Genomic DNA, 13,881 nt, shown 5'->3' with positions numbered 1-13,881 from the left:
CTGCTGCCCCCCACATTTTATCTTCTGATTTCAGGTATACGGCGCTGGCGGCCTCTGAATAGCCTTGGCCTTTTGCCTGTATTCGTATGGCTCTTTTGCAACCTCGGCCCCCTTCCAGCTGCACTCGCACAACCCTCCGGCTTTATCGATGAAAAGATAGGCGGCAACTGGAATGCGGCAGTAGGTATGGCCTTTTCGAAAGACGGAAACCGCATGTACGTGTGGGAGAAGGGCGGTAGGGTATGGATCGTGGAAAACGGGCAGCGGCTGCCGAACCCGCTCATCGACATCAGCGAGGAGGTGGGAGACTGGAAAGACCACGGCATGCTCGGCTTTGCCCTGGACCCGAACTTCGACAGCAACGGCTACTTTTACCTGCTGTACGCCGTCGACAGGCACCACCTGCTGCACTTTGGCAAAAGCAGCTACAGCGCTAGCGCGAACGAATACTTCAACGCTTCCATCGGCAGGCTTACCCGGTATACCGCCAGGACCTCCGATAACAAAAGAAGCACAGACATGAGCTCCCGAAAAATATTGATAGGGGAGTCTATAACACAGGGCCTGCCTATTCTGTATACCGGCCACGGCGTCGGCTCGTTGGTGTTCGGCGAAGACGGTTCGCTGTTACTCTCCATTGGTGACGGTGCATCAGCCGGTTACATCGACATGGGCTTCGACCCGGCCAACCCGAACGATACCTATATTACGCAGGCGCTGCGCGACGGCATCATCACTCAAAAAGAAAACATTGGCTCCTACCGCTCGCAGCAGGTGGACTGCATCAACGGCAAAATACTACGCGTAGACCCCGCCACGGGCAATGGCCTGCCCGGCAACCCTTACTACAACTCCGGTAGCCCACGCTCGGCGTCGTCCAGGGTATGGGTGCTGGGGCTGCGCAACGCCTTCCGCTTTTCGGTAAAGCCGGGCAGCGGTAATGCGAATTTTCCGGGTATACTGTACATCGGGGATGTAGGCTGGTATGTGTGGGAGGAGATAAATGTGGCTACAAGGCCGGGAATGAACTTTGGCTGGCCTGTTTTTGAGGGGCTGGAGCAGCAGGAATGGTATTTCCATAAGCAGGTGCCCAACAACTATGCTGCGCCCAACCCTTTGTACGGCACCGGCAACTGCACACAGCAGTACTTTTACTACGGCGATATGATTAAGCAGGTAAGGCGCACCACGGCTCCCTACTTTTATAACCCCTGCAACTACAATCAGGCTATTCCGAACTCGTACCGGCTTTTTGTACATGCCAGGCCGGCATTTGAGTGGAAGCACTCCGAAAGAGGGGGCGGCTCCAGAACAGGTATATTTAATGGAGAGGATGCCGCTGTGGCCATGATCGGGGCGGCGAATTCTCCTGTGTCGGGGCCGCAGTTCTCGGGCAGCTCGGTAACGGGCGGTGTGTGGTATACAGGCACCGATTTTCCGCCTCAGTACAGAAACACCTACTTCTTCGGAGACTATGTGGGTGGCTGGATCAAGAACTCGACGTTTGATGTGGACGAAATGCCCCGAAGCATCAGCAACTTTAAGGATAGTGATGCCTTTGTGGTAGCCTTGGCTACCAACCCTGTCTCGGGAGGAATCTACTATATAAAGTATGCCACCGAAATCCATCTGATAAGGTATAGCTCCGGTAACCTGCCGCCCAAGGCTGTTGCCACTGCCGACAAGCTATCCGGTGCCAGCCCCTTCACGGTCAGGTTTACAGGTTCCGGCTCTTCCGATCCCGAGGGGCAGTCGCTGCGCTACGAGTGGAACTTCGGAGACAATACTCCTGTGAGCACCGAGGCTAACCCAAGTCATACCTTTACAGCATCTGGCCTTGCCAGCTTTCATGTGGTGCTAAAGGTAACCGATGCCGGTGGCTTATCTTCAACGGCCACTCTGCTTGTTTCCATCAACAATACGGCGCCGGTAGTCACCATTACGAGCCCCGCACAAGGTACCAGGTTCCCGCTCACGCAGAACACCGTCTACAACCTGACGGCCAATGTAACCGACAGGGAGCACTCAGGGTCGCAGTTGCAGTACCAGTGGCAAACGGTGCTGCACCATAACGATCACACGCACCCTGAGCCGATTGATTCCAAGCCTTCCACCACTACGACAATCACACCCGTGGGCTGCGACGGCGAAATCTATTTCTACCGCATCTCTTTAAAAGTAACCGATGCCGGCGGCCTGACCGGTTCCAGTTATGTAGACCTGTACCCCGACTGCAGTGGGGGCGTTAGCAAACCTTTAACCATTACCTCTCCTGCAAACGGAGCCACATTTGCGGCGGGCAGCAACATACCCTTGAGTGTGAGTTTTGCGGAAGTTGTGCGCAGCTGGGCCAGGGTGGAGTATTGGCAGGGAACAGCCAAAATAGCGGAGGCTACAGCTACACCTTTCAGCGCTGCCTGGCAAAGTGTACCGGCAGGTACCTATAGTATTGTTGCCAAAGCCTTTGACGCGCAGGGCCACACAGCACAGTCCGATGCCGTAGCGGTTACTGTAACAAGCGGAGGGGGAGGAAATACAGGTACAGGCAGGATCACGCGCGAATACTGGCCGAACCTGTCAGGCTACGGTGTTGCCTCCATACCCGTTAACAGTGCGCCGTCATCGGTTTCGGAGCTTACCCTGTTCGAGGGGCCCAGTAACATCGCCGACAACTACGGCACGCGCTACAGGGGCTATGTGACGGCGCCGGTGTCGGGGCAATATACCTTCTGGATAGCAGCCGACAACAATGCCGACTTGTGGCTGAGCACCTCAGAAGATCCCTCCCAGAAAGTGAAGCTAGCCTACGTAAACGGCTGGACTTACGAGCGGGAGTGGACAAAGTTCAGCACACAGCAGTCGGTGAAGGTTACGCTGGAGGCGGGCAGGCGCTATTACATAGAGGCGCTGCAGAAAGAGGAGGCCGGAGGCGATCACCTAGCCGTGGGCTGGCAGCTGCCGAACGGCACACTGGAGCGGCCTATACCCGGCAACAGGCTCAGCCCTTACGGCAGCACCCCGGGGCAGTATACCGTAACGGCCACTGCGGGTGCGGGAGGCACAGTAGCTCTGTCGCCGCAGAAAGCCACCTATACCTCCGGTGAAAGAGTTACCGTAACGGCCACTGCTAATGCAGGCTATGTCTTCAGTAGTTGGAGCGGCAGCGCTACGGGCAGCACCAACCCGCTTAGCCTTACCATAACCGACAACATGGCCATCACAGCTAATTTCCAGCCAGGCAACACGGGTAAAATTACGCGGGAATACTGGCAGAACGTGTACGGGGTGCCCGTGACCAATATACCGCTTTCCAGTCCGCCTACCAGCGTCAGTGAACTCACTGTTTTTGAATCGCCCATCAATATTGGCGACAACTACGGCACCCGTATCCGGGGCTACGTGACCGCACCTGCCACAGGGCAGTACACCTTCTGGCTCTCCGGTGATGATGTGGCGGAACTGTGGCTAAGCACTTCTGAAAGTCCGGCAGGCAAAGTAAGAATCGCCTATCTCGATGCCTATACCTACTCCCGCGAATGGACCAGGTACAGTACGCAGCAGTCTGCCAAAATAAACCTGGAGGCAGGCAAACGCTATTATGTGGAAGTGCTGCAAAAAGAGCAGGGTGGTGGCGACCATGTGGCGGTAGGGTGGCAGTTGCCAAATGCTACGTTTGAACGCCCTATTCCAGGTAACCGATTATCGCCTTACATCCAAGGTATGTCGGGTACTGCTATGGCTGCTACGGCCGAACCGCTGTCTGATGCCGATAAGGTAATACTTTACCCGAACCCTTTCTCGGAGGGAATAACGCTTGCCTTTAAAGAGCCAGGGGAGACACTGCAGGAAGTGGCCGTGCTGGATATACTGAGCAGGGTGGTATACAGAAAAACAGAACAGCTCCAGCTCACCCACGGCGAGCTAACCATTAATCTGAAAGATGCAAAACTTCAGACAGGCATTTACCTACTGCGCTACATTAACAGCAAAGGAAAAGTTTACCTGATCAAAATGAAGAAAAGCTAGGGCAGCGGTGTATTTTACGTGATTCTTAGGTTTTTCTTGCAGGTGATGGAGGTGCCGAAGTAGCCACTAAGGTGCTTTTGCACCTCCATTTTGCCTGCCTCAGTTGCTAACTACAGCTATGGCTTGTGCGTAGCTATAGTTACAAATGCTTTAAAATTTACCTGCAGCTATTTATTTTTGTCGCCACTATGCAGCCTATCGGAAAACTTATTGTAATGGTCGGAGCCGTAATCATCGTTGTTGGACTGGTGGTGTGGCTGGCAGGCGACAAGTTCAGTTGGTTCGGCAACCTGCCAGGTGATATTCGGGTAGAGCGAAAGAACTTTCGTTTCTTTGCGCCAATTACCAGTATGCTTCTGCTAAGTATACTGCTCTCTTTCCTGATGTGGGTGTTCAGGCGGCTCTTTTAACGCAGCTTTAACGGTATCAAAAAAATATGGAGCCGATTTAAGTTGTGTTGCTTAAATTGCTGCATTACCTGATACTGCTACAGATGTTTTTTATTCTCTCCAAAACCCTTCACTTTCTCCTGATGCCCCTGCTCTGGGTGCTGGTACTTTTGCTATTAGCCATCTTTCTGAAATCACCCAGGAAGAAAAAAGTTTGTTTAGCGGCAGGTGCAGGGCTGCTTTTGCTGCTCTCCAATCCGTTTCTGGCAAACGAAGCCTGGCGGGCATGGGAGGTGGAGGCTACACCTGTCAGCGAGATCAATAATTACGATGCAGCCCTGATCTTAACAGGTGTAACAGGTTACAGAGAAGACCTGCCCGACCGCATTTTAACCCATAAAGGAGCAGACCGCTTTCTGCACCCATTGCAGCTTTACCGCATGAACAAGGTGAACCTATTTGTGGTAACGGGAGGTAATTCTTCTGTATTGCTCGATAACATACCGGAAGCAGAGCAGATTGAAAGAATACTGCTGATGGGAGGCGTGCCGGAAGAGGATATTTTAACTGAAAGCAATAGCCGCAATACACGTGAAAATGCCCTGCATACAGCCGAATTGCTAAAGAAGCACCCGGAGTGGAAGCGTCTGCTTCTGGTAACATCTGCTTTTCACATGCGCCGTTCGCTGGCCTGCTTTCAGAAAGCCGGTGTAGAGGTTACTCCTTTCAGCACCGATTTCTATGCTTCGCCCAGACGCTTTACACCCGACGAAACCATTATTCCAGATGCAGGTGCCTTTAGTGGCTGGCACCTGCTGATCCATGAAATAGCGGGCTACCTGATCTACAAGATACTGGGGTACTGCTGATATAATGCAGGAGGGAACAGAAAAGAAGCAAGCACCACTACTATGGGTGCAAGCAGGGTGCGGTAACTGATGGAAAATAAAAATTTTCTGTTAAAGAATTGCACAAGTGTAGCCTGAGACTGTAACATTAAATCTAAATACCTGTTAAAGAACTAGCTTCATAACTTGTTGAAACAGCATGCTGCTGCTTGTTCCAGGCAAACATATAACACGCTGCTTCAGGCCAAAGAAGCACTTCCGGATCAGATTAAGTTTTACTGCTATAAAATTCACATCATGGAAAACACCTATTATAACCCTGCCGACTTAGCCAAATTTGGCAACATTACGGAATTACAGCCTGAACTTGGCCGCAAGTTCTTCGACTATTATGGCGAAGTATTTAAAGAGGGCGCGCTTACCGAGCGTGAGAAGTCTTTGATTGCCTTAGCTGTGGCACACGCCGTGCAATGCCCTTATTGTATAGACGCCTACAGCACCGACTGCCTGCAGAAAGGAGCCGATGAAAACCAGATGATGGAAGCAGTGCATGTGGCGGCGGCCATTAAAGGTGGGGCAGCCCTGGTGCACGGGGTGCAGATGATGAACAAGATCAAAGAGTTAACCATGTAGCCTATGCCGTCACCCGTAAAATCTTTACAAGGGCAGCAGCACGAGCTGTCGAGTTCTTTTTTTCAGTTACAGGTATTACAACAACCAACGGTGCAGGGGGAGCAATTCCCTCTGTTTACAGAAAAGCTGCAACAGAATAATTTATACCCCTTAAAACCAACGGGCACCACTATTCTGCAGGTGAATGTGGGTAAAATGTGCAACCAGGTATGCAAGCACTGCCACGTAGATGCAGGTCCGGACCGCAAAGAGATTATGACCCGCGATACAATGCAGTTTTGCCTTGATGCACTGGTTGCTTCTCCCCAGGTTAACACAGTGGATTTGACAGGCGGAGCACCTGAGATGAATCCGAACTTCAGGTGGTTTGTGGAAGAGCTGTCGAAGCTGGGGAAACAGGTGATCGTGCGTTGTAACCTCACCATCATACTGGCAAATAAAAAGTACCACGACCTGCCTTTGTTTTTTAAGAAGCATAAAGTACAGGTAGTGTCTTCTTTGCCTTATTTCTCTGCTTCCCGAACCGATGCGCAAAGGGGAGAGGGTGTATTCGAAAAATCTGTGAAGGCACTGCAGATGCTCAACGAAGCAGGTTACGGCAAAGAGGGATCTGGTTTGCAACTGGACCTGGTGTATAACCCTTCGGGTGCTTTTTTGCCGAGCGGGCAGAAAGCGCTGGAAGGAGAGTTTAAGCGCAGGTTACGCAGCGGGTATAATATTGAGTTTAATAACCTTTACTGCATTACCAACCTGCCTGTGAGCCGCTACCTCGATTACCTGATAGCCAGCGGCAATTACAGTAGCTATATGGAAAAGCTGATTAATGCTTTTAATCCGGCTGCTGCTGCCAATGTAATGTGCCGCAATACTATTTCTGTAGGCTGGGATGGTTACCTCTACGACTGCGATTTTAACCAGATGCTGGAGCTGAAAGTAGCCGGAGATGCACCTGCACATATTCAGGATTTTAATCTTGCAGCTCTGGACAACCGTTCTATTGTTCTGAACCAGCATTGCTATGGCTGTACCGCCGGTGCCGGCTCCAGCTGCGGAGGAGAAGTAGTGGCTATATAATAACTTGTAAATTAGGAATGCTTGCTTTGGGGTTTCATCCCAATCAACTGATTGTTAATGAACGGTTGTACCTTTTAGCAGTAACTTTCTCATTCTCCACCCTTTTAAAACTTCAGCATGTCCCGTTTATTGATGCTTTTTGTACGAAACCCTGAACTAGGAAAGGTGAAAACACGTCTGGCCGCATCTATTGGGGAAAAACAGGCATTGGATGTGTATATCCGTTTGTTGCAGCATACCCGTAACATTACCAGAAATCTGGCGGTGGATAAGCTGGTGTATTATGCGGAACGGGTAGAAGAGGAGGACCTGTGGGAAAAGGATATTTACCAGAAACAGGTACAACCGGATGGCGATCTGGGAGAGAAAATGCAGGGAGCTTTTGCTGCTGCTTTCAAAGAAGGTTATACTTCCGTTATGATAATTGGTAGCGATTGTCTGCAACTTTCCCAAGCTGTTATAGAAGAGGCTTTTAACCAACTGCAAACACATGATGTAGTAATAGGTCCGGCTGAAGACGGCGGGTATTATTTGCTGGGAATGAATAAGCTATACCCATACCTTTTCCAGGACAAACGCTGGAGTACCGAATATGTTTTTCCCGATACCTTGCAGGATGTGCATCAGCATAACCTAAGCTGTTTTCTTTTACCTACGCTTTCTGATATCGACCATGCAGAAGATCTTCCGGCCGGTTTTCTCCTGTAAAAAACTCTGTTCCGGGGAGGTGTTGTGTAGCTTAGGCGGATTAGTTTATAATTTGATAATAAGCCAGTAACGCGCAGGTAACATCAGCTTTATACTTTTGCTTTAGATAAAAGCATTCCTAAAGTACCCGGCTGAGTATGGAGATAATTACGAAACAGCAGTTTTCAGCGGCTGCCGCACTCGATAAAGTCAAATTTCATTTTCTTTCTTCCGTTTTAATGCAGATTCTGAAGATTAAGGATCTGAACATGCTCTACGATACCATTCATACACTGGATGGTGTTGCTTTTATAGACGGGGTGTTAAAAGAGCTGGATATAAAAATTGATATTCATCCGCACGACCTGAAAAACATACCACAGCAAGGTGCTTTTATTGCCGTGGCCAATCATCCGTATGGTGCCCTGGATGGGCTTATTATGATGAGCCTGCTGGCGAAAGCACGCCCAGACTTTAAAATGATGGCCAATCAGCTGCTGATGCGCGTGCCAAACCTGCAGGAGCTGCTGATTCCTGTAAACCCGTTCCGGGAACAGAACAAAGGCAGTGTGGCCGGTTTGCGAGAGTCGCTCAAGCAACTGCACAACGATATGCCGATTGGTGTTTTCCCGGCTGGGGAGGTTGCCAGTTTTAAGTTCAGTTCTTCTTCTGTAGCTGACCCTGAATGGCATTCTTCCATTGAGCGCCTCATTCACAGGGCGAAGGTGCCTGTGCTGCCTATCTACTTTAGCGGTGGCAACAGCCTTGCGTTTAATGTGCTGGGCTTGCTGCACCCTTTGCTGCGGACAGCTCAGCTGCCGGCGCAGTTAATAAACAAGCAGGGGAAAACGGTAAAGGTAAGAATTGGCAAGCCTATTTCTTACAACGAGCTGCATGCCTTCCCGGAGCAGGAGCTGCTGCGTTATGTGCGGGCAAAAACCTACATGCTCGGTACTTCCTTTCAGCAGGAGCAACTGCCTGTGCTGCAACGGCTCAAAAAATATGCTGCCCCAGAAGCTGTTATAGCTGAAACGCCTGCGGCTGTTATTGCCCGGGAGCTGGATGCACTGGATAAATCTGCCCTGTTAGTGAAATACAACCACCTGGAGGTATACCTGGCCAAGCAGGAGGCGGTGCCGCATGTGGTGCGGGAAATAGGCCGGTTACGTGAAATAACTTTCAGGGCAGTGGGAGAAGGCACTAACAAAGCCATCGACTTGGATAAGTACGACGAATACTACCACCACCTTTTCATCTACGACAGAAAAGCGCAGTTACTCGTAGGGGCCTATCGCCTGGGCAAAGGCAATAGTATCTACAAAAAGTATGGTAAGAAAGGCTTTTACCTGCACTCCCTCTTTAAGATGAGCGGAAAAATGGCTCCCACCCTTAAAGTTTCGCTGGAGTTAGGCCGCTCTTTTGTGCGACAGGAATACCAGCGGCAGCCACTGCCTTTATTGCTGCTCTGGAAAGGCATCTCTGCATTCCTGGAAAAGAAGCAAAGCTATCGCTACCTGATCGGGCCGGTAAGTATCAGTAACCTGTTCTCAAGTGCCTCTAAAATGCTGATGGTTGATTTTATAACTACTCATTTTTATGACCTGGAGCTGGCTAAGCATGTGCGGGCCAGAAAGCAGTTCCGCTACAGGTTCTCAAAAGAGCAGTATGAGCAGGTAGTTAAGAACCAGGTATCTTCTATAGAAACGCTCGAAAAGCTGATTGCAGACATTGATCCGGCACATGCCACATTACCAGTGCTGTTAAAGAAATACCTGAAGCAGAACGCCCGCATCATAAGCTTTAACATCGATCCGAAGTTCTCAAACTCGCTGGATGGTTTTATGGTGATGGATGTGTCTACGCTTCCTGCCACTACTTCCAGGATGCTGGAAAGGTATGCCACGGAGCAAAAGGGGGAAGCGTAAACAGCAGCTTTGCCCTTGCCTGATATGATTTCGTGATGTTGAGAAAAGGTTTTACATTTGAGTAAGCAATAACTCAGATGAGCCGCTGCCGTGTAAAGGTTTTCGGTTTTCAGCCTTATATCTTTATTGGTATTGCTCCGTATCAACAGCAACTATGGCATCTACGATAGATAAAAATACGCTTGCCTTTCTGGCCGATCTTTCTCAGAACAATACCCGGGAGTGGTTTCAGGAAAACAAAAACCGCTACGACGCAGCCCGCAAAAACTATATACAGTTCCTGGACGAGCTGCTGAAACAAATGCAGGCTTTTGAGCCCATTGCTTACGGGCAACAGGGAAAAGACCTGGTATTCCGGATTTACCGCGATGTACGCTTCTCCAGCGATAAGCGGCCTTACAAAGATCATTTCGGAGCATATATAGCTGAAGGGGGGCGTAAATCCATTAACCCTGGCTATTATCTGCACCTGGCCGGCAACAACAATTCATTTGTGGCAGGCGGTTTATGGATGCCGCCCGCCGAGCAGCTCAAGGCAGTGCGGCAGGAAATAGACTATAGTTTAGACGAGTTCAGGAATATTATAGAAGCACCGGCTTTCAAAGATCGCTTTGGCTCGATTTCAGGCGATCAGTTAAAAACTACTCCGAAAGGCTATGATAAAGATAATCCGGCAATAGAGTACCTGCGCTTTAAAAGCTGGAATGCCATTATGCCTGTTTCAGATAAGGTAGTGCTTAGCAGCAACTTCTTAGCTGTTGTGCTGGAGGCCATGCAGGAATTAAAACCTTTCAACGATTTCCTGATGGCTCCGCTTCGTGACCTGGGGGCAGAAGACTAATCTTTGAGGTTGTGATGCCACTGATGCCGGCGGTACAGGTACAGTTCCACGAATAACCACAAAAACACCAGGGCATATTCTACTATAACCAATGTAATATCTTCGTGCCTGCCAGGTGCTGCGTAGGCAAGTATAATCAGGCCCGACCAAACCACGGCATACCGGAAGTGGCTTATAGCGGTAAGGGCTATAAGTGGGGTAATATGCCAGGGCTGTACGGCAGAAGACAGCAACAGGTAAATGGTAACAGCTGCAGCCATATATCCCACCATTCTTCTAACGGAGCTCAGTTTTTTTACTTTAGCCAGCGAGAGTATACTTACGAAGCTAATGAAGGCAAGAATTGGCCCCACCGCCTGTACATGGCCTGCATCTGTAAACAGCTTTAACATCCACCGGAGCAGGTAATAAAAACTGGCATTGAACGCCGGTGCCTGCAAATAAAACCGCCAACCCGACAAGAGATCCTGTAAAGAGTGCTGCAATAGTAGGGGAGAAAAGAAGAGGAGTAGCGATCCCAGCAGAGCAACTGAAAACAACAGGAAGTTCCTTGTCCCTATCCGGCTCAGGATAAAAGGCAGGAGCAGCAGCGGCAGAAATTTTGTAGCCACTGCCGCGCCAAAGCTTATACCTGCTGCCAGGCACCGCTGGTACGTGAGCAGGTACAGCGTGAGCAGGAGAAAAAAGATCATCAGCGCCTCCAGGTGCAGATTGCCTGCCAGTTCCAGGATCACGAGCGGGTTCAGGGCATACAGAAACACATGCTTATCGGAAAGAGCCGTTTTGCGCACCAGCCGAAGCAATAGCCATATACTACCAGTCTCAGCCAGCAGCACAACTATACGCATCAATATGATATCACCGGCCGGTGTATACGCTGTGGTTCTGGTTGCCAGCCATCCTATGGCTTGTGCCAGGGGAGGATACAGGCTGTGATGATCCGGAAACTCAAAGCGGTGGATGAATGCTGGTGTTGCGAACAGGAATAGCAGCCTGAGTAGAATGGCAGCTACTATGCCGTGCCTGGTAGCTATTTTCTGGTTGATGATGTACACATAGCATGCAAAAAGCAGGGTATACAGCAGCAGTAGTTGGGTAAAGTTTCCTTTCGGGATGAAGTAGGCTAAAGCAACATACGCACAGGCAGACAAACCCAAGAGCGCGTACGATATACCTGAAGCCTTGATCATATAGAGGGAAAAGCATGAGCCTGCAAGTATAAAGTAAATATCAGCTATTTACAATGTATCACGCTCATTCAGTGGGCGCTAAAGCCGTTAAGAAGCAGTAGAAGCAAATTTAAGGTGGTTGCCTGACGGAAAAGCAGCAGCCAGCATGCTTTTTTAGAATAAGTTATGCTGAAAAGCGAGAATTCTCAAAACTATGTTATAGCTTTGCACCCGTTTTATAAATGGAACATTTTGAGCCCATTATTGTTCTAAGATTGTATAAATTGCCATACTAATTTCATGAGCAGAGAGACAGTACAGATTGGAGATAAAGCACCGGATTTTGAATTGCAGCGTTGTAATGGTGGCTTTTTCCGACTTTATGACGTGTTGAAAGAGAAGAATGTGGTATTGTACTTTTACCCGAAAGATAACACAAGCGGCTGCACCAAGCAGGCCTGTAAGTTCCGGGATCAGTATGATGCTTTTAAAGAGCAGGGAGCCGAAGTGATAGGTATCAGCTCTGACAGTTTTGAGTCGCACAAGCGTTTTGAGCGGGTGTATCACCTGCCTTTTACCTTGTTAAGTGATAAAGGAGGTAGTATCCGTAAGTTGTATGGTGTTAAGCGCAACATGCTGTTATTGCCGGGTCGTGTAACTTATATCATCGATAAGCAAGGCATTGTGCGCTATATCTACGACTCTATGAATAACCCTGTTGAGCACGTTGACAAAGCGCTGGAAATGCTGCAATTGCTACGTGAAGAAGAAATGCAGCCGGTTTAGTGGCTGCAGAAACAGAATTTATATTTAAACTTATAAGAAAGCCCTCCGCGCTAAAACGGAGGGCTTTCTTATAAGTTTACAAAGGTGCCGCAAGTGGTGCTATACAGAGCGACTGAAGACCGGTGTAGTGGGCTGGCTATCCCATAAGCGGGCATCCAGGCACATGGCGATGTTGCGCACAAAAGGCTTGCCTGTTGGTAAAACTTCTATATGTTGGGTGCTGTAATCAACCAGCTTATCTTCTGCTAAAGGCTGCAGGCGAACCAGCGCATCAACCAGGTATGGCAGTTCGTCTGCTTCCCAACTGGTGCTGAACTGACACATCAGGTTCTTGATGTGCCGCCGCAATAATATATCTTCCGATGTTAGTTCATGCCCTTTCATAAGAGGCAGTTTTCCTCGCTGAACAGCCTCTTCGTATGCTTCTACCTCCTTCTGGTTCTGCATAAATGCGGTACCGGTATCGGAAATGCTGGAGGCACCCAGGCCAATCAATAATTCCGTATGGTGAGAGGTATAGCCCATAAAATTGCGGTGCAGAGAGCCGTGCTGTGCCGCCATGTACAATTCGTCTTCCGGAAGAGAAAAGTGGTCCAGGCCTACTTCTACGTATCCGGCCTCTTGGAGCAGGTTTCTTCCGAACTCGTAAAGCGCACGCTTTAAGAAAGGGGCCGGTAAATCGGCATCGGAATAGCGGCGTTGCGACTTACTTTTCCAGGGCACGTGTGCGTAGCTGTAAAACGCAATTCTTTCTGGCCTAAGCTCTTTTACACAGGCGATGGTATGCTGTATGCTATCGGTGGTCTGCAGCGGGAGTCCGTAAATGATATCTGCGTTAATGGAAGTATAACCAATAGCACGCGCTATATCAAAAACTTCTTTTGTTTGTTCGAACGTCTGAATGCGGTTAATCACGAATTGTACCCTCAGATCGAAATCCTGCACCCCTACGCTAAGCCTTCTGAAGCCTGCCTCGTAAAGCACCTGGAGCTGCTCTACTGTGGTATAGTTAGGATGCACCTCAACGCTGAACTGAGCGTTTGCGGGTACTTCAGCATCCTTTAAAAGCTTTTCCAACAGGTATTTCAGATTTGCTGCGCTAAAGAAAGTGGGGGTGCCGCCTCCCAGGTGTAGTTCTGTAATACGGGGCTTCTCCTCGAACACAGCCAGGTATTGCTGCCACTCCTGCAGCAGGGCCTCCAGGTAAGGTTCTTCTACTTTATGATTTACCGTAATGCGTTTGTTGCACCCGCAGTAAGTACAAAGCTGCTCGCAGAAGGGCAGGTGCAGGTACAGACTGATTCCTTCGGACGTGTTGGTTTTATGAAATGCCTGTTTTACGTGCTGCAGCCAACGCTCCTGCTCTAGCTCTCTGTTGTCCCAAAACGGAACTGTAGGGTAGCTGGTATAGCGGGGCGACGGAACATCGTATTTCTCGAGTAAGCAGTTAGAAGCAGCGTTATCAGACCTGAACATATACAATCTTGCTAAGTGGTTTGTTTT

Annotated in this window: 11 protein-coding genes; 9 read left to right on the top strand and 2 right to left on the bottom strand. The window is 49.5% G+C overall.

Features of this window, described 5'->3' with window-relative positions; translation table 11 throughout:
- The first annotated feature begins 72 nt into the window (after nt 1-72).
- The 8 genes from C1N53_RS12590 (at nt 73) to C1N53_RS12555 (ending at nt 10,423) form a co-directional block, all read left to right on the top strand.
- The gene (locus C1N53_RS12590) at nt 73-4,026 is read left to right on the top strand and encodes a PA14 domain-containing protein (protein ID WP_168194028.1); all 3,954 of its coding nucleotides are present in this window, start codon (nt 73-75) and stop codon (nt 4,024-4,026) included.
- A 125-nt stretch (nt 4,027-4,151) separates the two neighbouring features.
- A complete protein-coding gene (locus C1N53_RS12585) occupies nt 4,152-4,436 on the top strand; it encodes a DUF2905 domain-containing protein (protein WP_240773212.1) in 285 nt (94 codons plus the stop codon).
- A 44-nt stretch (nt 4,437-4,480) separates the two neighbouring features.
- Nucleotides 4,481-5,284: a YdcF family protein gene (locus C1N53_RS12580; RefSeq protein WP_240773211.1), complete on the top strand. Its 804-nt coding sequence runs from the start codon at nt 4,481-4,483 to the stop codon at nt 5,282-5,284.
- 276 nt (nt 5,285-5,560) lie between these two features.
- The gene (locus tag C1N53_RS12575; protein ID WP_137761493.1) at nt 5,561-5,896 is read left to right on the top strand and encodes an arsenosugar biosynthesis-associated peroxidase-like protein; all 336 of its coding nucleotides are present in this window, start codon (nt 5,561-5,563) and stop codon (nt 5,894-5,896) included.
- Between the two features lie 3 nt (nt 5,897-5,899).
- Nucleotides 5,900-6,970, top strand: a complete 1,071-nt coding sequence (gene arsS, locus C1N53_RS12570; protein ID WP_137759646.1) for an arsenosugar biosynthesis radical SAM (seleno)protein ArsS — start codon at nt 5,900-5,902, stop codon at nt 6,968-6,970.
- A 117-nt stretch (nt 6,971-7,087) separates the two neighbouring features.
- On the top strand, nt 7,088-7,678 hold the full coding sequence (locus tag C1N53_RS12565; protein ID WP_137759645.1) for a TIGR04282 family arsenosugar biosynthesis glycosyltransferase: 591 nt from the start codon (nt 7,088-7,090) through the stop codon (nt 7,676-7,678).
- Between the two features lie 137 nt (nt 7,679-7,815).
- The gene (locus C1N53_RS12560) at nt 7,816-9,582 is read left to right on the top strand and encodes a lysophospholipid acyltransferase family protein (RefSeq protein ID WP_137759644.1); all 1,767 of its coding nucleotides are present in this window, start codon (nt 7,816-7,818) and stop codon (nt 9,580-9,582) included.
- Between the two features lie 154 nt (nt 9,583-9,736).
- On the top strand, nt 9,737-10,423 hold the full coding sequence (locus C1N53_RS12555) for a DUF2461 domain-containing protein (RefSeq protein ID WP_137759643.1): 687 nt from the start codon (nt 9,737-9,739) through the stop codon (nt 10,421-10,423).
- Here C1N53_RS12555 and C1N53_RS12550 read toward each other — a convergent pair.
- Nucleotides 10,420-11,613, bottom strand: a complete 1,194-nt coding sequence (locus C1N53_RS12550; protein WP_137759642.1) for a hypothetical protein — start codon at nt 11,611-11,613, stop codon at nt 10,420-10,422. The genes C1N53_RS12555 and C1N53_RS12550 overlap by 4 nt on opposite strands.
- Before the next feature lie 279 nt (nt 11,614-11,892).
- Here C1N53_RS12550 and C1N53_RS12545 point away from each other — a divergent pair, with 279 nt between their 5' ends.
- Nucleotides 11,893-12,378 carry a peroxiredoxin gene (locus C1N53_RS12545; protein WP_137759641.1) on the top strand — a complete coding sequence of 162 codons (486 nt, stop codon included), beginning with the start codon at nt 11,893-11,895 and terminating at the stop codon, nt 12,376-12,378.
- A gap of 99 nt (nt 12,379-12,477) precedes the next feature.
- On the opposite strand, the gene hemN is transcribed toward C1N53_RS12545, so the two are convergent.
- Nucleotides 12,478-13,854 carry an oxygen-independent coproporphyrinogen III oxidase gene (gene hemN, locus C1N53_RS12540; protein WP_137761492.1) on the bottom strand — a complete coding sequence of 459 codons (1,377 nt, stop codon included), beginning with the start codon at nt 13,852-13,854 and terminating at the stop codon, nt 12,478-12,480.
- Between the last annotated feature and the right edge of the window lie 27 nt (nt 13,855-13,881).

It is taken from the genome of Pontibacter sp. SGAir0037, assembly GCF_005491705.1.
GTDB lineage: Bacteria > Bacteroidota > Bacteroidia > Cytophagales > Hymenobacteraceae > Pontibacter.
This window is presented reverse-complemented; position numbering and strand designations above follow the sequence as displayed.

Excerpts from the sequence above, each read along its gene's own strand:
- C1N53_RS12575 (WP_137761493.1), top strand. The coding sequence starts at position 5,561 with ATGGAAAACACCTATTATAACCCTGCCGACTTAGCCAAATTTGGCAAC.
- arsS (WP_137759646.1), top strand. The coding sequence starts at position 5,900 with ATGCCGTCACCCGTAAAATCTTTACAAGGGCAGCAGCACGAGCTGTCG.
- C1N53_RS12565 (WP_137759645.1), top strand. The coding sequence starts at position 7,088 with ATGTCCCGTTTATTGATGCTTTTTGTACGAAACCCTGAACTAGGAAAG.
- C1N53_RS12560 (WP_137759644.1), top strand. The coding sequence starts at position 7,816 with ATGGAGATAATTACGAAACAGCAGTTTTCAGCGGCTGCCGCACTCGAT.
- C1N53_RS12555 (WP_137759643.1), top strand. The coding sequence starts at position 9,737 with ATGGCATCTACGATAGATAAAAATACGCTTGCCTTTCTGGCCGATCTT.
- C1N53_RS12550 (WP_137759642.1), bottom strand. The coding sequence starts at position 11,613 with ATGATCAAGGCTTCAGGTATATCGTACGCGCTCTTGGGTTTGTCTGCC.
- C1N53_RS12545 (WP_137759641.1), top strand. The coding sequence starts at position 11,893 with ATGAGCAGAGAGACAGTACAGATTGGAGATAAAGCACCGGATTTTGAA.
- hemN (WP_137761492.1), bottom strand. The coding sequence starts at position 13,854 with ATGTTCAGGTCTGATAACGCTGCTTCTAACTGCTTACTCGAGAAATAC.